This window comes from Arthrobacter sp. 05T444, assembly GCF_056395905.1.
Genome location: NZ_JBFTKK010000002.1, coordinates 275693 through 301954 on the forward strand (window position 1 = coordinate 275693; position 26262 = coordinate 301954).

Genomic DNA, 26262 nt, shown 5'->3' on the forward strand with positions numbered 1-26262 from the left:
GCCTAGCCCACTGTCAGCGGGGCGTCGGAGAAGATATTGCGGATCACGCCGTTCGCCCATTCCAGGATCTCGGCGTCCTGCAGGTCCCGGCCTCCGATTTTTGCCGTCTTCGGCTTCGGAATGAGCACGGCGTCGAGAGCCGGCTTGGTCTGCGCGCCCGGATACATGCGGTTGAGCCGCATGGTCTTCGATTCGGGAAGCTGCGCGGGAGAGAACTTGATGAAGTTCCCCTGCAGGGCGACGTCGGAGAGGCCGGCTTCGCGGGCACCGACCCGGAAGCGGGCCACGGCGATCAGGTTCTGCGCGGGAAGTGGCGGCTCGCCGTAGCGGTCCACGAGTTCGGCAAGGACCTCGTCTATTGCCTCGTTCGTGAGCGCGCCGGCCAGTTTCCGGTAGGCCTCGAGGCGGAGGCGTTCCCCGGGCACGTAGTCGTGCGGCAGGTGGGCGTTGACCGGCAGCTCGATCTTCATTTCGGCGGCCTTTTCCTCGGCTTCGCCGCGATAATCCGCCACGGCTTCACCCACCAGCCGGATGTACAGGTCGAAGCCGACACCCTGGATGTGGCCAGACTGTTCCCCGCCCAGCAGGTTGCCCGCGCCGCGGATTTCGAGGTCCTTCATGGCCAGCTGCATGCCGGCGCCGAGCTCGTTGTGCGTCGCCACCGCCTTCAGCCGCTCCAGCGCCACCTCGCCCAGCGGCTTCTCAGAGGGGTACAGGAAGTAGGCGTAGGCCCGTTCACGGCCGCGCCCGACGCGACCGCGCAGCTGGTGGAGCTGGGACAGCCCGTACTTGTCCGCGCCGTCCACGATCAGCGTGTTCGCGTTGGAGATGTCCAGGCCAGTCTCAATGATGGTGGTGCACACCAGGACGTCGAAGCGTTTCTCCCAGAAGTCCACGATGATCTGTTCCAGGCGGCTTTCGGACATCTGCCCATGGGCCACTTCAACCCTGGCTTCGGGCACGAGCTCGCGGATCTTGGCGGCCGTCCGTTCTATGGTGGAAACCCGGTTGTGCACGAAGAACACCTGGCCCTCGCGCATGAGCTCGCGCCGGACCGCGGCCGAGGTCTGCTTGTCCGTGTACGGCCCCACGTAAGTGAGCACCGGGTGCCGTTCCTCCGGGGGCGTGGCCAGGGTGGACGTCTCGCGGATGCCCGTCAGGGACATCTCGAGGGTGCGGGGAATCGGCGTGGCGCTCATGGCGAGCACGTCCACGTTGGTGCGCATTTTCTTCAGCGCCTCCTTGTGTTCAACACCGAAGCGCTGCTCTTCGTCCACGATCACCAGGCCCAGGTCCTTGAAGGCGAAGTCCTTGGAGAGCAGCCGGTGCGTGCCGATCACCACGTCCACGGTCCCGTTCTTCACGCCCTCGGCGGTCTCCTTGGCTTCCTTGGCGGCTTGGAAGCGGGACAGCGGCTTCACCTTCAGCGGGAAGCCGGAGAACCGCTCAGTGAACGTCTCGTAGTGCTGCTGCGCGAGCAGGGTGGTGGGCACCAGCACGGCCACCTGCTTGCCGTCCTGCACGGCCTTGAAGGCGGCACGGACGGCGATTTCGGTCTTGCCGTAGCCCACGTCGCCGGACACCAGCCGGTCCATGGGGATCTCACGCTCCATGTCAGCCTTGACCTCGTTGATGGTGGTCAGCTGGTCCGGCGTCTCCACATACGGGAAGGCTTCCTCGAGCTCGCGCTGCCAGGGGGTGTCCGGGCCAAACGCATGCCCGCGGGAGGCCATGCGCGCCGAGTACAGCCGGATGAGCTCGCCTGCGATCTCCTTGACGGCCTTGCGCGCCTTGGACTTGGTGCTGGCCCAGTCGGAGCCGCCCATCTTGCTCAGCACGGGGGTGTCACCGCCCACGTAGCGCGTCACCTGGTCCAGCTGGTCGGTGGGGACGAAGAGCCTGTCCCCCGGAGCCCCGCGCTTGGACGGCGCATACTCCAGAACCAGATACTCGCGGACGCCGTCTCCGCCGCCGGCGACTTTGCGCTGGATGAGTTCCACGAACCTGCCGATGCCGTGCTGTTCGTGCACCACGTGGTCGCCAGCCAGCAGCTGCAGCGGGTCCACGGCATTTCGCCGTTTGGACGGCATGCGTCGCATGTCCTTCGTGGACCCGGCCGACGTGCGTCCCAGCAGGTCCGCTTCCGTGAGCAGGCCGAGTTTCAGCCCGTCCAGGACAAATCCGCGTCCGACGGCGGCGGTGGTCACCTCGATGATTCCCGCCTGGGGTTCGCGGTCCAGGGAGTCCACCCGCGCGCACGGGATGTCGGCGTCGTGGAACAGCTCGGCGAGCCGCTGCGCCGGCCCGGGCCCTTCCGTGGCCACCACGATGCGCCACTGGTTCCGCACGTGGGAACCGATGAAGTCCATCATTTCGGCTACGTCGCCCTGGTACCCCCGCGGTTCACGGGCATGGAGGTTGAGCACGTTGATGTCGGGGGTGAGTTCCTCATCGGTGGCCAGCGAGGTGATGGACCACCAGGACACGTCATGGCCCAAGGCTGCGGAACGGGTATCGGTCAGCGAGCGGAAGCTTGCGGAGTGCAGGGCCGCTGACGCCTGGGAGCTGAGGTCCAGCGGCGCGGTTCCGCCGTCGGACGCGGTGGACCACGCTGCCTCCAGGAATTCCTCATTCGTGGCGGCGAGGTCGTGGGCCCGGGTGCGGACCTTCTCCGGCTCGATCACCACGGAGATGGAACCTGCCGGCAGCTGCTCCATGAGCGGAACCATGGCGTCCACCAGTACGGGGGCCAGCGATTCCATGCCTTCCACGGCGATGCCGCCGGCGATCTTCTCCAGCATGTCTGCTGCGGCGGGGAGCTGTGATTTCAGCGTGGCCGCCCGGGACATCACCGACGGTGTGATCAGGATTTCGCGGCACGGCGGGGCATGGAGTTCGGTGGGGTGGTGCAGGCCCGGAGAGGACAGCGAGCGCTGGTCGGCGACGGCGAACCAGCGCATCTGGTCCACCTCGTCGCCAAAGAACTCGACCCGGATGGGGTGGTCCTCGGTGGGCGGGAAGACGTCGAGCATGCCGCCGCGGACGGCGAACTCGCCACGGCGTGTCACCATGTCCACGCGGGCGTAGGCGGCGTCGGCGAGGTTCTTTACGACGCTGCTGAAGGGGACCTCCTGGCCCACCTTCAGCGTGACCGGAACCAGTTCGCCCAGGCCGGCCACAAGCGGCTGGACCACGGCGCGGACCGGAGCCACCACCACACGCAGGGGTCCCGCCGTCGAGGTCTCCGGGTGCGCCAGCCGGCGCAGTACGGAGAGCCGCCGTCCAACGGTGTCCGAACGCGGCGACAGGCGCTCGTGAGGGAGCGTTTCCCAGCTGGGAAACTCCGCCACGGAATCGGCTGGCAGGTACGCGCGCAGGGCGGCGGTCAGATCCTCCGCCTCGCGTCCCGTCGCGGTGACGGCCAGGACCATCCCCGGCCGGCCGCCGTCGGCTTTCGCGAGCCCGTCCGCCATCTCCGCGAGCAGCACAGGGCGCAGGCCCGCCGGGGCACTGATCTGGTAGTCCTCACCACGGACGCTGAAGGTCCTGGACGCCTCAGCCTGCACACGGGCGAACGTCTTGTCTGCGGCTAGGACGCGTCGCAGGCCGCTGAGGGGCAGGCCTTTGATTGGCTGGCCGGTGGGGCTCATGGCAGGATCTCCTGGGGTATTCACTTCGAACGCAGGCAACACGAAAACCCGAAATTCGCGAGAATGCCGGGTCATCCCAGCCTACCCCTGCCAGTGACCGGGCGGCATCCGGCGGAGACGCGGCACGCGATCGGCGACAACGCGGCACGCGCTTGGAGCGGCGTCGGGGCACGCGTCCGGAGGGGAGGCCGGGCCCGTTGCTAAGCTTGCTTGGCAGGTGATGTTGGGCCCAGAAATGCCGCCATCCTAAGGAGACTCCCGTGAGCGACCAGACCGGAAATGACAGCAGCGCATTCACCAGCGGGCGGACGGTGCTGGTCACCGGAGCCACTGGCTACATCGGCGGCAGGCTGGTCCCCCGGCTGCTCGACGCGGGGCACCGCGTCAAAGTACTGGTCCGCTCCCCCGAAAAGATCGCCGGGGTGCCGTGGTTCGACCAAGTCGAGGTGGTGCGCAGCAGCCTCGATGATTCCGCTGCTGTGGAAAAAGCACTGAAGGGCGTGAACGTCCTGTACTACCTGGTTCACTCCATGGCTGCCGGGTCCGGTTTCGAAGCCAAGGAAAAGTCCATGGCGGAGCTCGTGGCCGCCGCTGCCGCGGCTGCTGAGGTGCAGCGGATCGTCTACCTGGGCGGCCTGCACCCCCGCAACACCGAATTGTCCACCCACATGCGCTCACGCGAAGCGGTGGGTGAAGTCTTCCTGTCCGGGCCCGTGGACGCCATCGTCTTCCAGGCCGGAGTGGTGATCGGCTCAGGCTCGGCGTCCTTCGAAATGATCCGGCACCTTTCCGAAACCCTGCCTGTCATGCCGGCGCCCAGCTGGGTGCGGAACCGGATCGAGGCCATCGCCGTCAGGGACGTGCTGCACTACCTGGTGGGCGCAGCCTCACTGAAGGAGCGACTCAACCGGACGTTCGACATCGGGTCCCGGGACGTCCTGAGCTACGCCGGCATGATGAAGGAATATGCAGCCGAAGCCGGGCTGCCGCTGCGCCTGGTCCTGGCGCTTCCCGTACCGGCGCCCAGGCTTGCCGGGCTGTGGGTGGCGCTCGTGACCCCCATCCCGCTGTCCATGTCCGTGCCGCTGGTCCAGTCGCTGCAGCACGACGCCGTCTCCGCCGAACACGACATCGACAACTACATCAACCAGCCCGACGGCGGCCTCACCGGCTACCGCAAGGCAGTGGCCCTGGCGCTTGGCAAGGAACGCGACGGGCAAGTGGAAACCACCTGGGCCAACGCCGGGGCGGACGCCGATCCGCTGCCCAGCGACCCGCAGTGGGCCGGGCACAAGGTCTATGTGGACGAGCGAACCTTCCACAGCGATGTGGAGCCCTCGCACGTCTGGACCATCATCGAGGGCATCGGCGGCCGCAACGGCTGGTATTCCCTGCCGCTGGCGTGGAGCGTCCGCGGCTGGCTGGACAAGCTCTCCGGCGGAGCCGGCCTGCTCAGGGGCCGCCGGCATCCCCACAATCTCGTCGCCGGCGAGGTAGTGGACTGGTGGCGGGTGGAACGGATCGAGCGGGGCAAACTGCTCCGCCTGCGTGCGGAAATGCGCGCACCGGGACGCGCCTGGCTTGAGCTTTGCGTGGAGCCGGACGGAGCCGGCAGCCGGTACCGGCAGCGGGCCATCTTCTTCCCCAAAGGGCTCAGCGGCAGGCTCTACTGGCTGGCCGTGCTCCCATTCCACAGCCTGATCTTTCCCGCCATGTCCCGCAACATCACAGCGGCGGCCCGGAAGATCGCCAGTGCGGAAGAGTCCGTGCCCACCCCGTAGGATGTGGGGAGCAAAAAGCGTTCTGACCCCGCAACAATGTTTTGACCCTGCAACAATGGAGGATCCATGGCACTGAGTGCTTCCACTACCCTTCCCCACGCCGTCGACAGCATCACAGCAGTCTTCACGAACGAGGAATTCCAGCGCCACACGAGCGAATATGTGGGCGGCAGCCTCGAGTCCTTCACTGTCGACGGCGACGTTGCAGGGGCCTTCAGCACCACCTCCGTGCGCACCCTGCCCACCACCCGCCTGCCGGAAATCGCGCGCAAGTTCGTGGGCGACACCCTCAAAGTGACCCAGGTGGAGAACTGGGACGCTCCCTCTGCGGACGGCTCCCGCCAGAGCACCATCTCGCTCAAGATCGCCGGCGCACCCATCGATGTCACGGCCGTTCAGCGGCTCGTCGCAGACGGCGGCAGCACGCGGGTTGAACTAGAAGGCAACGTCACCTCGTCCGTGCCTTTCCTGGGCGGCAAGATCGCCGAAGCAGCCGAGCCGATGGTCGGCAAGGCCCTGAACATCCAGTCCCAGCAGGCGCAGGCCTGGCTCGAAAGCCACTAGGCGATGGAAGTTCCCGCCGTCCTGGCGTGGGTCCTGGTCCTTTCGGGTTTCTGGTCGCTCGTGGTGTGGCCGCAGTTCCTGCGCCGGGTGATGAAAGACCCGCGGGCGCGGGACGCCGGCGGCAAGGCCACCAAGTTCCTCACCGTCCATGTGGTCCTCGTGGCAGTATCCATGGTGTTGGGCGCCGCCACGGCCGGCATCGGGATCGCCGGGCTTCTGGGCTGAACGTTTCCCGGTTGAGCATTTTCCGGGCTGAGCGTCCAGAGTGAGCATTTTCCGGGTGAGGCCGCCGTCCTCGGCTAAGCTGGGACCAGCTGTATTTAGGGTGCGCCGGGAAGTCTGGTCGGCAACATGTTTGCCGACCCCAAGCCAGGAGCCGAGATGCCCAGCCGACCCCCTGCCCGCTCCCGCAAGTCCGCAGTCTTCAGCCGTTCCACGTACCCGGAGTACCTGCGGATTTCCGCCATCCTCCGGCTCGAAACCGTCGGCGGGGCCCTCCTGCTCATTGCGACAGCGGCGGCGCTGATCTGGGCGAACTCCCCCGCTGCGGGCACCTACTTCGGCCTGCGGGACCTGGAAGTGGGTTTTGAGCCTTGGCATCTGCGGCTGAGCGTGGGCCATTGGGCGTCGGACGGCCTGCTTGCGGTCTTCTTCTTCATTGCCGGACTCGAGCTGAAGCGGGAGTTTGTTTCCGGGGAACTCCGGAGGCCGGCCAAGGCGGTTGTCCCGGTGACCGCGGCCGTGGGCGGGGTGGTCCTGCCGGCCCTCATTTACGCGTCCATTAACTGGGGCCAGGGCGCCGAGGCACTGCGGGGGTGGGCGATCCCCACCGCCACGGACATCGCCTTCGCCCTAGCCGTGCTGGCCGTCATCAACACGCATCTCCCGGCCGCGCTCCGGACGTTCCTGCTGACCCTGGCCGTGGTGGATGACCTGATCGCCATCGGCATCATCGCCTTCTTTTACTCGGCCGGCCTGCAGCCCGTCCTGCTGTTGGCGGCCTTGGTCCCGCTGGCGCTCTTTGCCGTGCTCGCCCAGAAGCACATCGGCCGCTGGTACCTCCTGGTGCCGCTGGCGGCAGCGACCTGGGCGCTGGTCCACGCCTCGGGCGTCCACGCCACGGTAGCGGGCGTCCTGCTCGGATTCACGGTTCCCGTGCTCGCGTCCCGGCAGGAGGCCGAACGTGCCATGGAAAGGGACACGGCAGACAAGGCCACGGCGAACCGGGCCCTGGCAGAAAGGGGCATGGAGGAAAAGGGCATGGCAGAACGCATCGAGCATCGGCTGCGGCCGCTCTCTGCGGGATTCGCCGTCCCGGTCTTTGCGTTCTTCTCCGCTGGTGTGGCCATCGGCGGAGGCGCTGGGCTGGCATCCGCCCTGGCCGACCCCGTGGCCGTGGGAATCGTGGCCGCGCTGGTTGCGGGCAAGGCCCTCGGCGTTTTCGGGGCCACCTACCTGATCACCAAAACCACGCGGGCAACGCTTGACGCCGGGCTGAAGTGGATCGACATCGCCGGACTGTCCATCCTCGCCGGAGTCGGATTCACCGTTTCGCTGCTGATCGCCGAGTTGAGTTTCGGGGCGGGATCGGCCCACGACGATCACGCAAAGGTTGCCATCCTGGCCGGTTCCGTGACCGCTGCGGCGATTGCCGCCGTCGTGCTTAAGGCACGAAACCGCCACTACCGCCGCGTGGAGGCGGAGGAAAAGCGGGACGACGACGGCGACGGCGTCCCTGACGTGTTCGAGCCCGCCGCGGAGAGGGACGGGTAGGCCGCGGTCCGGTGGCTTAGGCCGCCTGGTTGAGCGCGTCCTCCGCGGCAACCCAGGAGATCATGGCGCACTTTACCCGCGCTGCATAGCGGGCCACCCCTTCAAACGCGGCGGCATCGCCAAGCACCTCGGGGTCCGCGTGGACCTTTCCGCGCGAGCGGAGAACCTCCCGGAAGTTACCGATCACCGAGCGCAGCTCGTCCACAGACATGCCTTCCGCCATCTCGCTCAATACGGAAGCGGAGGCCATGGAGATGGAACAGCCTGCACCGTCCCAGGACAGCTGCGCAACGGTGCCGTGGTCCACGGCGACACGCAGGGTGACTTCATCACCGCAGACAGGATTCAGCTGGTGTGACTGCCCGGTGGACGCGCCCTCGGGTGCTGCCGTTTCTGACAGACCGCTCCCGTGCCGGGCCTTGGAATGGTCCAGGATGATCTGCTGGTAAAGCTGGTCGAGGCTCATGCTGCGGTACCTGTCTTCATGGATCCCGGCACTAGGCGCGGAAGTAGGCGCGGACCCCGGACACTGCGTCCAGGAATTCGTCGACGTCGTCGGTGGTGTTGTACAAATAGGCGCTGGCGCGCGTTGTGGCCGTCAGGCCGAGGCGCCGGTGCAGCGGCTGGGCGCAGTGGTGACCCACGCGGACGGCGATTCCGCGCGCATCGAGGAACTGCCCGACGTCGTGCGCATGCACGCCCGCCACATCGAACGCCGCCAGGCCAATACGCTCCTTGCCGGCCCCCGGGCCAAGCACACGGACGCCGTCGATGGCTTCAAGGCCTGCCACCATGCGCTGGCCAAGTTCGGATTCCCAGCGGTGGACACGGTCGATGCCGGTCTCGGTCAGGTAGCTGACGGCTGCGGCGAGGGCCACGGCCTGGGAGATCTTTTGCGTCCCGGCCTCGAACCGCTGCGGTGCCGGAAGGTATTCTGCCCGGTCCATGGTCACGGTGGTGATCATGGAACCGCCGGTCAGGAAAGGAGGCAGCACGTCCAGGAGCTCCTGCTTGCCGTACAGCACGCCGATGCCGGTGGGGCCCAGCATTTTGTGGCCCGAGAACACGGCAAAGTCGACGTCCAGCTCCTTGACGTCGAGGGACAGGTGCGGCGCCGACTGGCACGCATCCAGCACCACCAGGGCGCCGGCCCGCCTGGCCAGCGCCACGAGCTCGTGTACCGGATTGATCGTGCCGAGTACGTTGGACGCATGCGTGAAGGCGAGAAGCCGCGTCCGTCCGCCCACGATTTCCGCCGCCTGGTCCAGGTGCAGCGCCCCGGCGTCGTCCACCGGAATGTGGCGGAGCGTGGCTCCGGTTCTGTAGGCAAGTTCCTGCCAGGGGATCAGGTTCGCGTGATGTTCCATCTCGGTGACCACGATCTCGTCCCCCGGGCCGAGCCCGAGTTCCCGGAGCCGCGCATCACCGCGCCCCTGCGCAGCCCACAGGCTGGCGTTGGACAGCGCATAGCTGATGAGGTTCAGGCCCTCTGTGGCGTTGGACGTCCAGACGATTTCCTCGTACTGAGCGCCGACGAAATCGGCAACCGTCTGCCGTGCGTCCTCGAATACCTCCGTGGCCTCGACGGCAAGGTGGTGTGCGCCCCGGTGTACCGCGGCGTTCCGCTGCTCGTAGAATTCCTGCTCGGCCTCGATAACGCTCAGCGGATTCTGCGACGTGGCACCGGAATCCAGATAAATGAGCGGTCGGCCATTGACCAGCTGGTCCAGGACGGGAAAGTCGTTCCGGATCCGCAGGACCTCGGCATTATCCATCGCGGGAAGGGCGCGCTCCAGCGTGGTTGGCGTTGATATTACGGCCAATGGGACTCCTTGGGATGCCTTGAGGTACCTCTCAATTGTCCCACAGAGCAGCCTTGTCCAAACGGCAGCGAAAGCGGCCCGTCCAACTGGAGGGCCGCCCTCGCGGTGCCGGCGCGTGCCGGCTGTTCTACTACTTGTAAGGGCCGGCGACGGCTGGGGGGAGAGCCTCGGTCTCAGAAGGCTCTGACGTCGCCGGCCCCGCCTGAACCCGGTCCCTGGGGCCGGAAGTTCGTGTGCGAGACCTGATGTGCTGGCGGCAGCTTCGGCGATGGAGTCCTCCTCCGCATTCCGCTGCCACTAATAGTTAATCGCGTACTGGAACCCACAGCACGAGTACCGAGTACTCGTTTTTTCAGGTACTCGACTACTGGTTTCCGCAGGTGGTCATGCTGGCGCGGAAAAGCTCAAGTTTCCCGGCGGGCACGGCATTAAAAACGGCGGCATTGAGCACGTACTTTTGGGAAGGGCTTACTTTTTGGGCAGCGCTTACTTCTTGGGAAGTGCTTACTTTTTGGGAAGGGCCAGGGCGAGCTCGTCCCGCCGGCGCACTCCAAGCTTGACGTAGCTTCGGTACAGATGCCCTTCAACAGTCCTGACCGACACCATCAGCTGCTGGGCGATTTCCCGGTCAGAGAGTCCTTGTACGGCCAGCTCCACGATGTCCCGCTCCCGGCGTGTCAGGTGGACGCTGGGCACCGAGGCAATGAAGGGACTCTCCCGGAACCGCTCACCAAGCTCCTGGTCACATTTCTCGCGGTGGGCCACTGCCTGCCGGGCGCGGCGCCGCTCCCCCGCAGCGTCCCAGATGGCGCCCGCCTGGGCATACGCCTCGCGGGCGAGGTTGATCAGGCCCGCCTCCTCCAGCCCGGCGGCGGTTTCCATGAGCACGTCTGCGTCCCCGGTGGCCCACGCCTGGGCTACCTGGTGCCAGCCTGCTGCCCAGCGGCCCTCGACGGCGTCCGCAAGTGATGCGAGCTCTTCAATTACCGAGCGGTCGCCAAGATCGGAACAAAGAATCAGGCACTCCATGCTGGTTCCCGGCTGCGCGGCGACCGGCGGTGACGCGGCCAGCTCACGAAGCTTGGCGAGGCCGCTGCCCTTGCGGTCCAGATATTCAGCCGCGGCGGCCGCGTACCCTTCGGCGAGCAGTTCGCACCCGGGTCCGCTGGCGTGCCTGGCGGCGATCAGATCCTGTTCGAGGCGCTGGGCCTGCGCTCCATCCCCCAGGCGCGCGGCGGCGTAGAAGGCGAGGGACGAACCGAACCGGAACTGCTGGAGCGGATCATTGACGCGCAGGGCTTCAACAGCTGGCAGGAGAATCCGGTAGGCCCGTTCCAGCTGTCCCTGGCGGAGGAAGCCCAGACCGCGCAGCACCTGGATGCCGCCGCCAAAAGTGGCTGCCCCCTCGTTCACCTCCGTGGGGTAGCTGGCCAGCTCATGTTCCGCCGCCTCCCAGTTACCGGCGGCGAGCGAAGCCGACACAAGGCGCGTCAGGACGAACTCATTGAAGAAGTACAGACCGTCCTGGAGCGCCGGCAAGGACGGCGCTGCGCCCAGGGCGGCGGTGTGCGCCTGGTGGGCCTGACCTGCAGACACCAGGGTCTGGGCGAGCAACGCGTGTGCCACGGCGTGAGTGGCTTCGGCCACAGTTGCCGTGCTGGGGTCTGCCCGGGCGCGCTGCAGGACCGTCTCACCCTGTTCGGCTGCCCCGGCCATCGCTTCTCCGGTTGAGGCTATAAGAGTCCTTATCCCCTCGTGATCGCCGGCATCGGCCATCTCAAGCAAATGGTGGATCCTGTCCTGCCAGGAAGCCGCGACCTCTTTCCCGGCGTCCGCGAGCTGGTGGCGGGATTCGGCCCGCAGCAACCCGGTGGATTTCCCCAGCGCGAGATGCGCCGACGCCCTGAGCATGAGAATGTGCGGGGCTTCGGGTTCCCCGGCCAGTTCCAGCCAGCAACCGTCCAGGAGAGTCGCAGCCTCCCGGTACTTGCCTTCGTTGAAGAGCGCCCTCGCGGTGATCGACTGTGCATGGGCCTGCAGTTCCGGCGCCCGGACATGCCCGGCCATGAGCCGCGCACCTGAGTTGTTGAACATCGTCACTGCCAGCAGGGCAGCGTCAAGCAGTTCGAGATCAGGCACTTCCAAACCGCATTCCAGCGACCACTCCACCATCCGCAGCCTGCCCTCGGCGCCTGCCGTCCGCGTGTCGAGGTAGTTGTCCAGTTTTTGCCGGAGCTGCAGGCTCCGGGAGACAGACACCTGGTGCCTCATGGATTCGCCGAGGATGGGGTGCCAAATCCGCAATTCCGTGTGCCGTCCGGTGGATTCGCGGACCATCTGGTGGTCCAGGAGGGACCGGACCACCGCGCCCCCGCACACATCTTCGATGAGGCTGCGGTGGACGGGCTCAGCCAAGGCGATGAGCCTCAACGCGTCCTGCTCTTCCGTGGTCCTGCGGAGGAGGTCTTTGATAACAACGTCGGAAAGCCTGGGGCCGTCAGCCGGAAGGAGGCCCAGGAGCAGCCAGATCCCGTTTCGCTTCGCCAGTATGCCCGCTTCGACCGCATCACCCAGCAGGCAGTTCAGGAGCAGGGGGTTGCCGCCGGAGGCAGACCACAAAGACTGCACCGTGCTGGCGGGGACTGTCCCGTGGAGTGTGTGCTCCACGACCTCCGTCACCTGGTCTCCGTTGAGCGGCCGCAGATCGATCCGCTCGGCCTGGCCGTCGTACCACAGCTGGTTCAGTGCCTGCGGCAGTCCGGGCCGCGGGCGCCCGGATGCCAGCACGCGGGCCCATCCCGCCGACATCATGTCGACCACCATGTTCGCGGTGGCTTCATCGAGGTGGTGGGCGTCATCGACTACCAGGAGCAAGGGCACGTCCTTGCCGGCCTTGAGTTCCTGGAAATAGGTCCAGACCGCCCTGAGCACTGCGACGGGCGAGTCTGCTTCTTCTGGAGGGAGGTCCGCCGTGTACGGGGCGAGCACGCCGTAGGGGACCTTGGCCAGCGATGAGCTCCCGTGGATCCGAAGGATTGTCATCTCAGTGCTCATCTCCTCGCTGACGGCGTCCGTCACGGAAGACTTCCCGATCCCCGGGCCGGCCATGAGGAACACAGCCTGGCTCGCACGGCTGCGGATGATGCTGCAGACGTGGTCTATTACTTCACGCCGCCCCGTAAGCTGCCGGTCGTCAGTCTCCGGTTCCGGTGTCTGTGGGCGGCCGTTAGACGAGTCCAGGCAGATCACCCCTGGACGTCACACCAAGCTTCGTGAAGACCTGGTACAGGTGCCCTTCCACTGTCCGCACGGAAACACCCATTTCCAGGGCGATGTCCCGGTTGGATACTCCCCGCCCGGCCAGGCGGGAGATCTGGCGCTCCCGTGCGGTCAGCAGCGGGCTGCCGCTGCTCGGGACGATCGGGAGACTGGGAACGGTGGCCGTGAGGGTGTCCAGCCGGGCCTGGGCGACGCGGGCCGACGCGGAGTCCCCGGAATGCCTCGCAAAGTCCACCGCGAGCGCTACGCACCGGGCTTCCACGGCATCCAGTTCGAGCTCTGCGGCCAGATGCGCGCCTTCCAAAAGCACCTTTGCGTCCTTGGTGCGGCTACCGACAGCGACGAGGCGGGAAATCTCGGCCAGCTTTCCCTGCCGGTGGCCCGCGACCTCCTCCATCAGGCGGAAGTCGTCGTCCGTACCGTTCACGGTGGCACCCAGCAGACTGATCCCGGCGAGGGTGTATCGCCCTGCCGCAATGTCGACGCGGGCTGAGTCCAGGAGCCGCCTCACGGCATCGGTGTCTCCCAGCCATCTCCCTGCCATGTCGGCGCAGAAATCCGTGATGTTCTGGGTGCGGAAATTACAGTGCCCGCGCGCCCCACGCAGCTTGTCAAGGTACTTGTGCGCCTGGCCTGCGTTGCCGATTTGTGCGTAGGCGAACGCCGTGGCGGCATAGGCCGCCTGGAGCATGTTCACGACCGGACGGAGTTCCAGCTGGGCCACGGCGGACAGCAGCGAATCCAGGGCGACGGCGCCGCGGCCCGAGTAGACGTACGCGATGCCGGTAACCAGCTCCATGGCGGACGTCCGGTGAGCCAGGCGTCGTTCCTCATGCCCTTTCGGCGGCCCGACGAGGTCCAGGCACCTCCGCCACTGGCCAGCCTGCAGCAGCACGTTGACCGCCGTCATGGCGAACCGCTCCCGCAGACCGGTCATGTGGCCCGAATCCGAGAGCTGGCCGCCTACCCTCCTCATCAGCTGAAGCGCGTCCATTTCCCTGCCGACAGCCGAAAGAACAGGCATCAGGATCAGGGCAGCCTGGATGCGGAACCCGGTGTCTTTGTTGAGCGCCGGATCGGCCGCTTCCTCCAGAGCCGCAACCATAGGTGCATAGTCGCCGATGAAGGAGCGGTACTCGAATTCCGCCAGCGTGATGACGTTCGCGGCAGCGCCCAGGGCATCAGGCCAAGTGCTCGCGGCGCCCGGAGCGACACCCAGACGCTGGCGCGCCTTGGCAATCTCATCCGGGACTTTGTCGCACTGCTCAGGCAGCCACACCATGACCCTGCACTTGGCGGCTACAATCCTGGCGAAGTCCTCTGCACCGAGCTGGTCCAGCTGCGCCTGGGAAATGTCGTCCAGGGCGTCCATGGCCTGCACGGGCAGATCCAGCAGCAGGTAGGCCGTCCCCTTGTGCTGCTGTCCCACCACCCACTCCGCGTCAGTCCTCTTAAGCCCGTCGACACAGCTGAGCGCAAAGCGGGGATCGAACATCTGTATGGCCGCTTCGGCGGCGGCCACAGCCATGGCAGGGCTAAGCTCGGCCTGGCACTCACGAGTCCAAGCGGCAAACTCAATGCGCTCTTCCAGACTTAGCTTCGAAAGCTCGGGTTCCGCTTCGCCCAGCAGTTGGCTCCGGAGCTCCCGCCTCCGCGCGATGCTCAACCAGGACCGGACAACGTCCCCAAGGTATTGCTCCCGCAGGGACACCCAGCGGGCCTCGGTGTCACCCACCTTGAGCAGTCCGGCATCCTCCATATCGGCCACGATTTCAGTGCCGTAGATGTCGGTCAACCGCGAGAGGGACACTCTGCGCGCGCAGGCCAGCATCTCCATGACCTCGCGGCTTTCCGGAGATTCCCGGGACCAGCGCGAGCGGACAATATCGTCCAGTCCCGTTGCACCGTCGAGGACGACCTTGTCCCGCAATGTCCATACAGAGTCAGACAGCACGAGGTTTCCGGACTGCTGCTGCTCCGTAACAAGTGCTTTGAGCAGCAGCGGATTGCCGCCCACGATGCTGTGGTATGTGCTCACCAGTGAGGCCGATACGCGGTGGCCCAGCAGGGTCAGCAGCACCTGCCGGGTCTGCAGTTCGTTCAGGTTTTCCAGCCGCACCTCAGTGAGACGGCGGTCTGTGAGCAGCCAATGGAAGTCTGCCGGCAGGTCGCTTGTACCGGGGGCGATCGCGATAACGCGTGCGGTGCGGGTCAGCATGATGTTCAGGAGGACACCGGCACTCATGTCGTCGATCATGCCCGTGGTGTCCAGGGTGATGATGCAGTCCCTGCCGGCGGCGTCGCTTCGGATGAGGGACGTGATGCCCTGGAGGATGGCGGTTGGCGATCCCATCGCCGATTGGGGAAGCCGCGCCAAGAGGAACGCCAGACACCCGTAGGAGGTCTGCGAGCCGGTCAGGGGACTGCGAAGCTGGAGCGCCCAGACATCAGGTCCGAGTTCTGCCACCGCGGTCCGGGCCAGCGACGATTTGCCCACGCCGCGGGAGCCGGTAATAACTACGCCCAGGGAATCAGGATCCGTCAGACCATTGCGGATGGCTTCAAGGTCTGCGCTGCGCGCCGGAACGGACCATCGTTGAAGGTCCGTTCCGCCAGTGGCAGCCGCGGGCCCGGCCAGCACGCCCGCTGTAGACCCACGTCCCCAGCTCAGTGGCTCATTTGACATGAACTTTTCCTTACATCCCGCTTTGCAGGATCAAGGCCCCATCGCCTCCCCCGCTTAGGTGAAAGACTACCCCGTCACCCCGGCCCTGAAACAGGGCAAACCATTCACATTTCGTCGAGATCCTTAATTGGCTGGCGGATTATCAAATTGTTTGGATTAATTCCCGACACGCGCGGCGGAAAGAGGCGTGAAAGCGCGTCTGCAGCAGTATGCTCGGCACCCGCCGTCAGGCGTTGGCCGAGTGGAAGCGCTGCTGGGCGGCGGTCAGTCCCTCCCGGACCAGCAGCTCCACTGCATCCGCAGCATCGTCGAGCAGGAAGGGCAGTTCCTTCTTTTCCGCCGGGGTGAAGTCGCGGAGCACGTAGTCCGCGGTGTCCATCCGTCCGGGCGGCCGGCCGACCCCAACCCGGACCCGAAGGTAGTCTTTGGTGGCGAGCGCCTTGGAGATGTCCCGGAGTCCGTTGTGGCCGCCTTCGCCACCCCCGATCTTGAGCTTCACAGTATTAAAGGGAATGTCGATTTCGTCGTGGACCGCCACAACCCGGGACAGGTCAACGTCGTAAAACCTGGCCAGGGCAGACACCGGTCCGCCGGAAACGTTCATGTAGGTGGCAGGTTTGGCCAGCACGAGGCGCGGTCCACCGATTCCCAACCGCCCCTCGAGGACCTGGGCGCGGGATTTGGAGGCCTTGAAGTTTCCGCCGATGCGCGCGGCGAGTTCATCGAGGACCATCTGGCCCACGTTGTGCCGGTTGCGGCTGTACTCGGGCCCGGGGTTTCCAAGGCCTGCGATGAGCCAGGTATCAGTCATGGATCAATCCTAGTGAGCGGGAACACCAGTGGCCGGGCCCAAACGGGGCCCGGCCACTGGTGCGATGCGGTAAACGCGGTACGCGAATAAGGAACCGTAATTACTCGGCTGCGGCCACGGAAGCCTGGGCGGTGGCTTCCTCGGAGGCCTCTTCCGAGGTAACTTCGGTGGCCTCGGAGATGTGGACGACGAGAGCGTCAGCGTCCGCAAGCAGAACCGAGCCCTTGGGCAGCACGAGGTCGGACGCGTGGATGTGCTGACCGGCGGAACGGCCTTCGATGTCGACCTCGATGCCGGTGGGCAGGTGGGTTGCCTCGGCCTCGAGGGAGATGACGGTCATCTCCTGGTTGTAAGCGTTGCCCGGAGCCAGTTCGCCGACGAGGTGAACGGGAACGTCAACGGTAACCTTCTCGCCCTGGCGGACGGTCAGGAGGTCGATGTGCTCGATGATCTGCCTGATCGGGTCGCGCTGGATGTCCTTGACGAGGGCGAGGTGGCCTTCACCGTTGATGTCCAGGGACAGCAGGGCGTTGGCGGTGCGCACGGCCAGCGTGGTGGCCTTGGCCGGAAGCGTGATGTGGATGGGCTCGGCGCCGTGGCCGTAGATGACGGCGGGAATCAGGCCGGCCATGCGGGCGCGGCGGGCAAAACCCTTGCCGAATTCGGTACGTACTTCTGCTGCGAGCTTCTGCTCAGACATGTGCATCTCCTGGAGGCTTTTCGGTGTTCAGCAAGGGCGGAGGTCTGAAGCGACCTTCAACGCCGGGCGCCTGTCGGCGGCCCTTCCAGAAGGGAGGTACAGACCCAGTCGATAACGGAGACCAGCAGTCCGGATGTCCGGAGGTGCTCTCCCTCGCCAAGGTATCGGGAAAATCCTACCAGCGTTGGGCCCGATTCCTGAAAACGGGCCCAACGCCGGCCCCACCAGCGCCCTAAGGCGGGAAGTCAGGCGTTGCCGTCGAACAGGCTGGTGACGGAACCGTCGTCGAACACTTCACGGATGGCGCGGGCAATCAAGGGTGCGATGGACAGTACGGTGAGCTCAGGGAAGCGCTTGTCGGCCGGGATGGGCAGCGTGTCGGTGACTACCACTTCGCGGGCGCCCGACTCGGACAGGCGGCGGGCCGCGGGATCGGAGAACACAGCGTGGGTCGCCGCGATGATGACGTCCTTGGCCCCCGCGTTCTTCAGCACCTGGACAGCGCCGGAGATGGTTCCGCCGGTGTCGATCATGTCGTCGATCAGGACGCACGTGCGTCCTTCGATCTGCCCCACCACTGTCTTGGACACAGCCTGGTTCGGAACAGTGAGGTCACGGCTCTTGTGCACGAACGCGAGCGGCGCACCGCCGAGGCGCTCAGCCCACTGTTCGGCCACGCGGACGCGGCCGGTGTCCGGCGAGACAACTGTGATGTTGTCCGCGGCGACCCGCGTACGGATGTAGTCCGCAAGGAGCGGGATGGCCATGAGGTGGTCCACCGGTCCGTCGAAGAAGCCCTGGATCTGCGAGGTGTGCAGGTCCACACTCATGATGCGGTCAGCGCCGGCCGTCTTGTACAGGTCCGCCACCAGACGGGCCGAGATCGGTTCCCGGCCGCGACCCTTCTTGTCCTGGCGGGAGTACGGGTAAAACGGCGAAACCACTGTGATCCGTTTGGCGGACGCCCGCTTCAGCGAATCGATCATGATCAGCTGTTCCATGAGGTGGTTGTTCAGGGGTGCCGGGTGTGCCTGGATGACGAAGGCGTCGGTTCCGCGGACGCTTTCACCGGCGCGGACGTAGATCTCACCGTTGGCGAAATCGTAGGCGTCCACGGGCAGCAGCTCCGTGCCCAGCTCCTTGGCGATTTCCCGGGCAAGCTCCGGGTGCGCACGCCCTGCGGCGAGCACCAGCTTCTTTTCGCCGCGAGCCGTAATTTCGGTCATGGTTGCTTGCCCTCTTCTGTAGATGCCGGGGAAATTGAGGAGTCGTTACTGGCTTTGCCGGCTGCCGCCGCCAGGTCCGCGGAGAGCGAGCCAGGACGGTTGGCGGTAACCCAACCCTCGGCATTGCGCTGCGCGGCCATGGACAGCGCCAGGGCGCCTGCGGGAACGTCCTTGCGAATCACGGCACCGGCGCCGCTGTAGGCGCCGTCCCCCACCGTGACAGGAGCGACGAATACTGTATTGGAACCGGTGCGGACGCCCGAGCCGATCACCGTGCGGTGCTTCTTCTCGCCGTCGTAGTTGGCAGTGATGTTGCCGCAGCCGATGTTGGTGTCCTCGCCGATTTCGGCGTCACCGGCGTAGCCCAGGTGGGACAGCTTGGAGCCGCGGCCAATGGTGACGTTCTTCGTCTCGTAGAAGGCGCCGATCTTGCCGGTCTCCCCCAGGACAGTGCCGGGGCGCAGGTAAGTGAACGGACCCACAGTGGCCGCCGCGCCGATGACCGCACCGGAACCGTGCGTGCGGGTCACTTTGGCTCCCTCGCCGATGCGGACATCGGTCAGCGTGGAGTCTGGGCCGACGACGGCGTCCCTCGCCACGGTGGTGCTGCCGTGCAGCTGCGTGTTGGGCAGGATCCGGACGTCCTCAGCCAGGGTGACGGTGGAATCGATCCAGGTTGTGGCGGGATCCACCACCGTGACGCCGGAGCGCATCCATGCTTCCACGATGCGGCGGTTGTGCTCTGCGCCGAGGGCCGCAAGCTGCACACGGTCATTGGCGCCTTCGACCTGCCAGCGATCGGCGGTGACCACCGCGGCAACCCTGCCGCCGGCCTTGCGGGCCAGCCCGAGGACGTCGGTCAGGTACTTCTCGCCCTGCGAGTTGTCGGTAGTGACGTGCCGGAGGGCGTCCCGCAGCACTGCTGCGTCGAAGGCGTAGATTCCGGAGTTAATTTCACGGATTTCGCGCTCGGAGTCGGAGGCATCCTTGTGCTCGCGGATGCCGGTCACCGTTCCGTCGGCTCCGCGCAGGATGCGGCCGTAGCCCGTGGCATCATCGAGCAGCGCGGTCAGGACCGTGATGGCGTTGCCTTCGGACTCGTGGGTTGAAACAAGTTCGGCGAGCATCTCGCCGGTAAGCAGCGGCACGTCGCCGTAGGTCACCACAACGGTTCCCGCGACAGGGGCGGCAGCATCCAGGGCCTCCAGCGCGACTTCGACGGCCCGTCCGGTGCCGGGAACCTCGTCCTGGTCGACGATCAGGGCGCTCGGGTCCAGCTCTGCGAGGTGGGCGGCCACACGGTCCCGCTCGTGACGGACCACGAGGGCCAGCCGCTGCGGGCTGATGCTGCGCGCGGCCAGCAGTGCGTGTCCCACCATCGAACGGCCGCCGATTTCGTGGAGAATCTTGGGGGTACGGGACTTCATCCGGGTACCGGCACCTGCAGCTAAGACGATTACGGCGGCTGGGCCGGACTTCTCGGGGCTCACGTACAGGCTCTCCTTGGTCGATTGCGCGGTACTACATGCGCGGCGTCGTCCGAGCCTGTGCCCGGAGCCGGCAACAGGCTTATCCTACTGGACACCTCTGATGCAGCAGTTCCGCCCATAGGATTCGAACCTATACTCCACGGCTCCAAAGGCCGGGGTGCTGCCATTACACCAGGGCGGATCATGCCAGGCACGAAGCCAAGGCACGAGAACCAATTCTGCCACGAACGCCGAGGCTCGTGCGACCTCGGCCAACGCGTGCCGCCAGCCCCGTCAAAGAGGCGGCCTGCACAGCGGGCAGCACCCGCCCAGGACCACCAGCGTCCGTGTTGGCGTAAGGCATGATTGGACGGTGAGCAACAGCACAGGGACAGCCGAGGGCGCGGGGAACCCGATGGCGAAGGCGGATGCCGCTCCGGCGCGCATCCCGCGGTCCCGGATGACCGGACCCCAACGGCGTTCCCAGCTGGTCGACGTGGGGCGCGGACTGTTCGCGCTGCGTGGCCTCGACGGCACCACGATCGAGGAAATCGCCGCTGCCGCAGGTGTCTCCAAGCCGGTGATCTATGAGCACTTCGGCTCGAAGGAAGGTCTGTACACCCAGGTGGTGGAGTTTGAGTTCAGGATCCTGCTGGCCTCCATCAACGACGCCCTCGCCGACGAAGCCAAGCCCCGGGTCCTGGTGGAACGTGCTGCCTTGGCGTTGCTGACGTACATCGAGGACCGCACCGACGGCTTCCGCATCCTCATGCGCGACGCTCCCCCGTCGCAGCCGGAAGGCGCCTTTTCCACCCTGCTGTCCCACATTACGGAGCGCGTGGAGCACATCCTGTCCGACGAATTCGCCCGCCGCGGATTCAGCGCCGCCGACGGCGCCATGTACGCCCAGATGCTGGTGGGCATGGTCGCCATGACCGGCCAATGGTGGCAGGACGGCCGGCAGCCCGACAAACACGCTGTGGCTGCGCACCTCGTGAACCTCGCTTGGAACGGCCTGACCGGCCTCAAGAAGGAACCCGAGCTGCGCAGCGACGGCTGAGCCCGCCGAACGGCGGTTCTTCCGAAAGGAGCGCATCGCAGGGCATCGGGACGTGGAGGTCGCCCAGCGACCGAAGCGTCCCTTTTGCCCTGTGTCTAAGCGACGCGGAAGGGCCGCCGTCCGGCGCCCAAGCTGCACCCCGCCCGGAGCTACTCCCCCAGGACTTCGAGCGCCTCGAGCCATTCGAGCTCCAGGGCTTCGCGGTCTGCGGAGAGGTCTTTGAGCTTTTTGTTCAGTTCCGCGAGCTGACCGACGGCGGAGGGGTCCGCGGAAGCCGTCGTCATCTGGGCGTGGATTTTTTCTTCCTGCTGGGTGATCTTGCCCAGCTGCCGTTCGATGCGGTTCTTGGCCTTGCGGGCGTCACGCTTTTCGGCTTCCGAAGCTCCCGAGACGGCCTGGGCCGGGGCGGAGCTGGCGGACGTGACAGGGTTTCCGCCGCCGGTGACCGTGGAACCGGCGAGGGCGGACTCGCGGAGTTCGAGGTACTGGTCCACTCCGCGCGGCAGGGCACGGATCTTGCCGTCGCCCAGCAGGGCCATCTGGTGGTCCGTGACTCGCTCCAGCAGGTAGCGGTCGTGGCTGACGACGACGAGCGTGCCGGGCCAGCCGTCGAGCACGTCTTCGACGGCGGCGAGGGTGTCGGTGTCGAGGTCGTTGGTCGGTTCGTCCAGCATCAGCACGTTCGGCTCCCCCACCAGCAGCCGCAGGAGCTGGAGGCGCCGGCGTTCGCCACCGGAGAGGTCCTTGACCGGGGTCCATTGCTTCTCGTTGGTGAAACCGAGCTGCTCCACAAGCTGGCCGGCGGTGAATTCCTTGCCGCCGACGTTGAAGGAGCGTTTTTCGCGCTCGATCACTTCGATCACGCGCAGGTCCGAGACGTCGTCGAGCTCCTTGACTTCCTGGGTGAGGACCGCGGTGACGACCGTCTTGCCGCGTTTGACCTTCCCGGAGCTGGGCTGGATCTCGCCGTTGAGCAGTTTCAGCAGGGTGGTCTTGCCGGCCCCGTTGACGCCCACGAGCCCCAGCCGCTCACCCGGCGCGAGGCGGAGGGTGATGTTGTCGAACAGCTTCTGGCCGGCGTCGCCGCCCAGAAAATCCAGTGACACGTGTTCAAGGTCCAGGACGTCCTTGCCAAGGCGCGCCGTGGCCATCTTACTCAGCGCCGTCGAATCACGCGGTTCGGGCACGTCCGCAATCAGGGCGTTGGCGGCCTCGATCCGGAACTTGGGCTTGGCCGTGCGGGCCGGGGCGCCCCTGCGGAGCCAGGCCAGTTCCTTCTTGACGAGCTGCTGGCGTTTGCTTTCCACCACCGATGCGGAGCGGTCGCGCTCGGCGCGGGCCAGCACGTAGGCGGCGTAACCGCCGTCGAACGGGTCCATGATGCCGTCGTGGATTTCCCACGTCTTGGTGCAGACTTCGTCGAGGAACCAGCGGTCGTGGGTGACCACGAGGAACGCGCCCTGGTTCGCCCGCCACCGGGTCTTCAGGTGCCGGGACAGCCATGCGACGCCTTCGACGTCGAGGTGGTTCGTGGGCTCGTCAAGCATGATGACGTCGTGGTCCTCGATGAGGAGCTTCGCCAGCGCCACGCGCCGTTTCTGGCCGCCGGAGAGTGCGTGGACGTTGGCGTGCCAGTCGACGTCCGACACGAGCCCGCCCATGACCTCGCGGATCTGCGGGTTGCGGGCCCATTCGTAGTCCGCCTGGTCGCCGACGATGGCGGCACCGACCGTGAGGTCGCCGTCGAGCACGTCGCTTTGATCCAGGTAGCCGATGTTGACGTCCCCACGCTTGGTGACCCGGCCGGAATCAGGCGTGGACCGCAGCGCCAGCAGGCGCATGAGCGTGGACTTGCCGTCGCCGTTCCGGCCCACCATGCCGATCCGGTCGCCCTCCTCGAGTCCGAGAGTTACGCCATCGAGAACGGTGCGGGTTGCGTACGAGACCATGAGGTTCTCGCCGCCGAGCAGGTGTGCCACTGGGAACTGCTTTCTTCTGCAAACGGGGGGGTCAGAAAGTTGGAAGGGTATTAAAGGAGGGTATCGGAGATGATGCGGGCACCGGGAACGGGTCCATGGACGGCCAACGCCGTGAGGCCCTTGTGCTGCAGCTCCTCGGCGAGCCCCTCGGCAGCCTCCGGGTTGTGCGCCAGGAGGGCGATGGTGGGACCGGAGCCCGAAACGATCCCTGCGATGGCTCCGCAGGACTCCCCCAGGCCGAGGGTGTCGCGGAGGCTGGGCGCGAGTTCGATGGAGGCCCGCTGGAGGTCGTTGACAAGCACCCGGCTCAGGGCATCGGGGTCACCGCTGCGCAGGGCCTGCAGGATCTTCGGATCCACCGCCGTGGGTTCATCGATCTCCACCCCTTCGGCGTCCCGCAACCGGTCCAGTGTCCGGAACACCTCCGGCGTCGAAAGCCCGAACTCTGCAGTGACCAGGACCCAGTCCATCTGCGCCCTGGCCAGGGCCGGGGAGAGGTCGTCCCCCACGCCAAGTCCCACGGCCGTGCCTCCGAGCAGCGCAAAGGGGACATCCGCCCCCAGCTCCGCGGCCAGATGGGCAAGCTCATCCCGGGACAGTCCGCTGTTCCACAGCGCGTCGCAGGCCAGCAGCGTGGCCGCGGCGTCGGCGGATCCGCCGCCCATGCCGCCGGCAACCGGCACGCGCTTGGTGATTTCCAGGTGCACTCCGGTGGGGTGCTCGGACACTTCGGCCATGATGGCGGCAGCCTTGTAGGCCAGATTGTGTTCGTCGAGCGGGATGTCCACGCCGTCGAGGTCAAGTGTGCTGGCGGGGCTGATGCTCACGGTGATGCCGTCATTGGCGGTGCTGGTGGCGGCCACTTCCTCATACAGCGAGACGGCCAGGTACACGCTGGCCACGGAATGATACCCGTCCGCCCGTAAGGGCCCCACGTCCAGCGAGACGTTCACTTTGCCCGGAGCTTTGACCCGGACGGTCCTTGCCGCAAAGCGCCCTCTCACTGCGTTCATGACTCCAAGCTAGGGCATGGCGACGCCCGGCTCCAAGAAGGACGCGGCCTCCTGGCGTCACCCAGGGACGCTGTCGCCGGCCGCTTGCCCCGGCCGGTCAAGCGTCCGCGGCCTGGCGGGCCTCGGCGATCCGGGCGAAAGCGGCAATGTCGATGACCTCACCGCGGGCCGTGGGGTCCACCCCGGCCGCGACGAGGCAGCGCTCCGCCTCGGCCGCACTGCCGGCCCACCCGGCCAGGGCCGCGCGAAGGGTTTTCCTGCGCTGGGCAAAGGCCGCATCGATCACGGCAAAGACGCGCTCCCGGCTGGCGGTGGTGGCCGGTGGCTCCCGGCGGGTAAAGGCCACGAGCCCCGACTGGATCTTGGGGGCCGGCCAGAACACGTTCATGCCGATCACTCCGGCCTTGCGCATGGTGCTGTACCACGCGGCCTTGACGGACGGCACACCGTAAATTTTGGAACCGGGACCGGCGGCAAGACGGTCCGCCACCTCGTCCTGAACCATTACCAGACCATGACGGATCGATGGGAAATGCTGCAGGAGGTGAAGGACCACGGGAACAGCGACGTTGTACGGAAGGTTCGCCACGAGCGACGTGGGCTCCACCGGGAGCTCGGTGACCTTCATGGCGTCGGCGCGCACGAGGTGGAATTCGCTGGCAGCCTCCGGCCTCCACTGCCTGACAGTTTCAGGCAGCTTGGCCGCCAGCACAGGATCAATTTCGACGGCGACAACGGACTTCGCGGCATCCAGCAGCCCCAGCGTCAGCGAACCGAGACCAGGCCCGATTTCGAGGACCGTTTCGTCCGGCCCGACGCCCGCTGCCGCCACAATCCTGCGGATCGTGTTGCCGTCGATGACAAAGTTCTGGCCCAGCGTCTTCGTGGGACGGACGCCGATTTCCTCGGCCAGCCTGCGGATATCTGACGCACCAAACAGAGGAGCAGGCGCGGTACCGGGGGCGGAAGGAGTCGGGTCAGTCACCTAGGTATCCTATCCCGCGGCGGGTGCCGCCGCGGTTCGGCAGCTGGCAGGCCACGAAAGGCCGGGCCCGGAGACTCCGGACCCGGCCTTTCGTGGCCTCAGCGGCCGTGGTCAGCTGCCGGCTGCCCAGCCGCAGCCCCACGGCGAGAGGCCGCGCTCTGCATAGACGCGGTTGGCGACGTCGATCTGCTGCGCCTTCGAGGCCTGGCTGGCGTTCGGGGCGTAGGCTCCGCCGCCGGCGCCGATCCAGGTCTGGATGTCGAACTGCAGGCCGCCGTAGTAACCGTTGCCGTTGTTGATCGACCAGTTGCCGGTCGATTCGCACTGCGCGATCTTGTCCCACATGGCTTCATTCATCATGGCGGGGGCCGCCGCACCAGAGTTGGCGGCTTCCGTCTTCGCGGCGGCTGCGGGCTTGGGCTTCTCCTTGGTGCCCACGGTGATCTTTTCCGTTACCGGCTCAAGAGTTGCCGTCGTGGAGACAAGCGTGCGGGAGGCTTCGCGGCCATCGACCAGCACGAGCTTGAACTTCTTCGTCACGGTCCCGGGAACGCCCTCCTGCGTGACTTCCTCTTCGCCCTTGAGAACGTCGGCGCTTTCCACGGTCAGCGTCTTGAAGGCAACTTCTTCGGTGACGGTGGCGGTCTTGCTGGTGTCCACTCTGGAAACCTTAATCACCATGTTGTTGACCACGTGCGCGTTGGCCGGCTGGGAGGTGCGGTCTGCGGCTGCCAGCCTCACGCCGGCGTCCTTGAGCACCTCTCCAACGTTAGTGGCCGTGGTGGTGGTCTTGGCGGCCTTGCCGTCGGCAAGGATACTCACCGTCTTCGGCGTGGAGATGGCGACAAAGGAGCCGTCAACGGACAGGTGGGCGCTCTTCGGAACCGAAAGTTCGGAAGCACTGGCCACCCCGAGCTGGGTTACGAGTCCGGCAACGTCCGGGGCAGTGGTGCTGACAGTCTTTTCAGCGCCGTCCAGGCTCACTTTCACTGCCTTGGCCAGGTTGACGTTGATCACCGAGCCGTTCTCAACGTGCGCCTCCGGCGACGGTGACACGCGGTCGGCGGCGTGCAGCTCCACCTGGGCGCCCCTGACCACCTGGGCCACGGTGCCGCCAAACGTCTGAACGGAACTCACTTTGCCGTCAACGTTCAGGGTGACTGTTTTGTTGTTGCCCACAAAGGCAACCAGCCCCAGCACGAGCGCCGAGAGCACCACCATTTGGGCGGCTACCTTGACGAAACTGAACTTGCCGTCCGACGTGAAGAACTTGATCACGATTGCCCGTATCTTTTGAACCATCCGGGCACGGGGAAAAACGCACAGAGCTCTCCGCGGCAGTCACCCCAAGGGTGGATCCGGACAGGCCGGAGGTCTGCAGCAGGCATGTGCGCCGCCACACTCACAGGGCAGGGCACCAGAGGCGCCCTGCCTGAAAAGTGAGTGACATCATCCGGAGGCCT

At 66.2% G+C, this 26262-nt stretch carries 18 protein-coding genes and 1 tRNA gene; 5 read left to right on the plus strand and 14 right to left on the minus strand.

What is annotated here, in order from left to right; genetic code table 11:
- Positions 1 to 2: 2 nt before the first annotated feature.
- Positions 3 to 3650, minus strand: coding sequence for a transcription-repair coupling factor (gene mfd / locus AC1DD3_RS03445; RefSeq protein WP_230119832.1), 3648 nt, complete (start codon positions 3648 to 3650; stop codon positions 3 to 5).
- Positions 3651 to 3910: 260 nt separating this feature from the next.
- On the opposite strand from mfd, the gene AC1DD3_RS03450 reads away from it, so the two are divergent.
- The 4 genes from AC1DD3_RS03450 (at position 3911) to nhaA (ending at position 7768) form a co-directional block, all read left to right on the plus strand.
- Positions 3911 to 5431 (plus strand): SDR family oxidoreductase, encoded by a 1521-nt coding sequence (locus AC1DD3_RS03450; protein WP_230119833.1) that lies wholly within the window; start codon positions 3911 to 3913, stop codon positions 5429 to 5431.
- Between the two features lie 66 nt (positions 5432 to 5497).
- The gene (locus tag AC1DD3_RS03455) at positions 5498 to 5995 is read left to right on the plus strand and encodes a DUF2505 domain-containing protein (RefSeq protein WP_230119834.1); all 498 of its coding nucleotides are present in this window, start codon (positions 5498 to 5500) and stop codon (positions 5993 to 5995) included.
- A 3-nt stretch (positions 5996 to 5998) separates the two neighbouring features.
- Positions 5999 to 6220 (plus strand): SCO4848 family membrane protein, encoded by a 222-nt coding sequence (locus AC1DD3_RS03460; RefSeq protein ID WP_230119835.1) that lies wholly within the window; start codon positions 5999 to 6001, stop codon positions 6218 to 6220.
- A gap of 156 nt (positions 6221 to 6376) precedes the next feature.
- Entirely contained in the window at positions 6377 to 7768 is a 1392-nt protein-coding gene (gene nhaA, locus AC1DD3_RS03465) for a Na+/H+ antiporter NhaA (protein ID WP_476880941.1), read from the plus strand.
- Between the two features lie 16 nt (positions 7769 to 7784).
- On the opposite strand, the gene sufU is transcribed toward nhaA, so the two are convergent.
- The 9 genes from sufU to AC1DD3_RS03510 form a co-directional block, all read right to left on the minus strand.
- A complete protein-coding gene (gene sufU / locus AC1DD3_RS03470; protein WP_230119837.1) occupies positions 7785 to 8234 on the minus strand; it encodes a Fe-S cluster assembly sulfur transfer protein SufU in 450 nt (149 codons plus the stop codon).
- A 31-nt stretch (positions 8235 to 8265) separates the two neighbouring features.
- Positions 8266 to 9591 carry a SufS family cysteine desulfurase gene (locus AC1DD3_RS03475; RefSeq protein WP_230119838.1) on the minus strand — a complete coding sequence of 442 codons (1326 nt, stop codon included), beginning with the start codon at positions 9589 to 9591 and terminating at the stop codon, positions 8266 to 8268.
- Positions 9592 to 10095: 504 nt separating this feature from the next.
- Positions 10096 to 12840, minus strand: a complete 2745-nt coding sequence (locus AC1DD3_RS03480) for a LuxR C-terminal-related transcriptional regulator (RefSeq protein WP_476880942.1) — start codon at positions 12838 to 12840, stop codon at positions 10096 to 10098.
- Positions 12818 to 15556 (minus strand): LuxR C-terminal-related transcriptional regulator, encoded by a 2739-nt coding sequence (locus AC1DD3_RS03485; protein WP_476880943.1) that lies wholly within the window; start codon positions 15554 to 15556, stop codon positions 12818 to 12820. The genes AC1DD3_RS03480 and AC1DD3_RS03485 overlap by 23 nt, the downstream gene beginning before the upstream one ends.
- 226 nt (positions 15557 to 15782) lie before the next feature.
- Positions 15783 to 16367: an aminoacyl-tRNA hydrolase gene (gene pth, locus AC1DD3_RS03490; RefSeq protein ID WP_230119841.1), complete on the minus strand. Its 585-nt coding sequence runs from the start codon at positions 16365 to 16367 to the stop codon at positions 15783 to 15785.
- Positions 16368 to 16467: 100 nt separating this feature from the next.
- Positions 16468 to 17067 (minus strand): 50S ribosomal protein L25/general stress protein Ctc, encoded by a 600-nt coding sequence (locus AC1DD3_RS03495; RefSeq protein WP_230119842.1) that lies wholly within the window; start codon positions 17065 to 17067, stop codon positions 16468 to 16470.
- A 245-nt stretch (positions 17068 to 17312) separates the two neighbouring features.
- The gene (locus AC1DD3_RS03500) at positions 17313 to 18293 is read right to left on the minus strand and encodes a ribose-phosphate diphosphokinase (RefSeq protein WP_230119843.1); all 981 of its coding nucleotides are present in this window, start codon (positions 18291 to 18293) and stop codon (positions 17313 to 17315) included.
- Entirely contained in the window at positions 18290 to 19783 is a 1494-nt protein-coding gene (gene glmU, locus AC1DD3_RS03505; RefSeq protein ID WP_230119844.1) for a bifunctional UDP-N-acetylglucosamine diphosphorylase/glucosamine-1-phosphate N-acetyltransferase GlmU, read from the minus strand. Before glmU ends, AC1DD3_RS03500 begins: the two co-directional genes overlap by 4 nt.
- A 109-nt stretch (positions 19784 to 19892) precedes the next feature.
- Positions 19893 to 19964: transfer RNA gene (locus tag AC1DD3_RS03510), tRNA-Gln, on the minus strand.
- A 213-nt stretch (positions 19965 to 20177) separates the two neighbouring features.
- Between AC1DD3_RS03510 and AC1DD3_RS03515 the strand changes: the two genes are divergently transcribed.
- Positions 20178 to 20822 carry a TetR/AcrR family transcriptional regulator gene (locus AC1DD3_RS03515; RefSeq protein WP_476880997.1) on the plus strand — a complete coding sequence of 215 codons (645 nt, stop codon included), beginning with the start codon at positions 20178 to 20180 and terminating at the stop codon, positions 20820 to 20822.
- 149 nt (positions 20823 to 20971) lie between these two features.
- Here AC1DD3_RS03515 and AC1DD3_RS03520 read toward each other — a convergent pair whose 3' ends face one another.
- The 4 genes from AC1DD3_RS03520 to AC1DD3_RS03535 form a co-directional block, all read right to left on the minus strand.
- On the minus strand, positions 20972 to 22801 hold the full coding sequence (locus AC1DD3_RS03520) for an ABC-F family ATP-binding cassette domain-containing protein (RefSeq protein WP_230119845.1): 1830 nt from the start codon (positions 22799 to 22801) through the stop codon (positions 20972 to 20974).
- A 50-nt stretch (positions 22802 to 22851) separates the two neighbouring features.
- Complete coding sequence (locus tag AC1DD3_RS03525) at positions 22852 to 23814, minus strand: 4-(cytidine 5'-diphospho)-2-C-methyl-D-erythritol kinase (RefSeq protein WP_476880944.1); 963 nt, start codon at positions 23812 to 23814, stop codon at positions 22852 to 22854.
- A gap of 97 nt (positions 23815 to 23911) precedes the next feature.
- Positions 23912 to 24799: a 16S rRNA (adenine(1518)-N(6)/adenine(1519)-N(6))-dimethyltransferase RsmA gene (rsmA, locus tag AC1DD3_RS03530; protein ID WP_230119847.1), complete on the minus strand. Its 888-nt coding sequence runs from the start codon at positions 24797 to 24799 to the stop codon at positions 23912 to 23914.
- Between the two features lie 111 nt (positions 24800 to 24910).
- Positions 24911 to 26101, minus strand: a complete 1191-nt coding sequence (locus AC1DD3_RS03535; protein WP_230119848.1) for a resuscitation-promoting factor — start codon at positions 26099 to 26101, stop codon at positions 24911 to 24913.
- Between the last annotated feature and the right edge of the window lie 161 nt (positions 26102 to 26262).

Bases quoted from the DNA above. Each gene is read 5' to 3' on its own strand.
- mfd (WP_230119832.1), bottom strand. From the start codon at position 3,650: ATGAGCCCCACCGGCCAGCCAATCAAAGGCCTGCCCCTCAGCGGCCTG.
- AC1DD3_RS03455 (WP_230119834.1), top strand. From the start codon at position 5,498: ATGGCACTGAGTGCTTCCACTACCCTTCCCCACGCCGTCGACAGCATC.
- AC1DD3_RS03460 (WP_230119835.1), top strand. From the start codon at position 5,999: ATGGAAGTTCCCGCCGTCCTGGCGTGGGTCCTGGTCCTTTCGGGTTTC.
- nhaA (WP_476880941.1), top strand. From the start codon at position 6,377: ATGCCCAGCCGACCCCCTGCCCGCTCCCGCAAGTCCGCAGTCTTCAGC.
- sufU (WP_230119837.1), bottom strand. From the start codon at position 8,234: ATGAGCCTCGACCAGCTTTACCAGCAGATCATCCTGGACCATTCCAAG.
- AC1DD3_RS03485 (WP_476880943.1), bottom strand. From the start codon at position 15,556: ATGTCAAATGAGCCACTGAGCTGGGGACGTGGGTCTACAGCGGGCGTG.
- pth (WP_230119841.1), bottom strand. From the start codon at position 16,367: ATGACTGATACCTGGCTCATCGCAGGCCTTGGAAACCCCGGGCCCGAG.
- AC1DD3_RS03495 (WP_230119842.1), bottom strand. From the start codon at position 17,067: ATGTCTGAGCAGAAGCTCGCAGCAGAAGTACGTACCGAATTCGGCAAG.
- AC1DD3_RS03500 (WP_230119843.1), bottom strand. From the start codon at position 18,293: ATGACCGAAATTACGGCTCGCGGCGAAAAGAAGCTGGTGCTCGCCGCA.
- AC1DD3_RS03515 (WP_476880997.1), top strand. From the start codon at position 20,178: ATGGCGAAGGCGGATGCCGCTCCGGCGCGCATCCCGCGGTCCCGGATG.
- AC1DD3_RS03525 (WP_476880944.1), bottom strand. From the start codon at position 23,814: ATGAACGCAGTGAGAGGGCGCTTTGCGGCAAGGACCGTCCGGGTCAAA.
- AC1DD3_RS03535 (WP_230119848.1), bottom strand. From the start codon at position 26,101: ATGGTTCAAAAGATACGGGCAATCGTGATCAAGTTCTTCACGTCGGAC.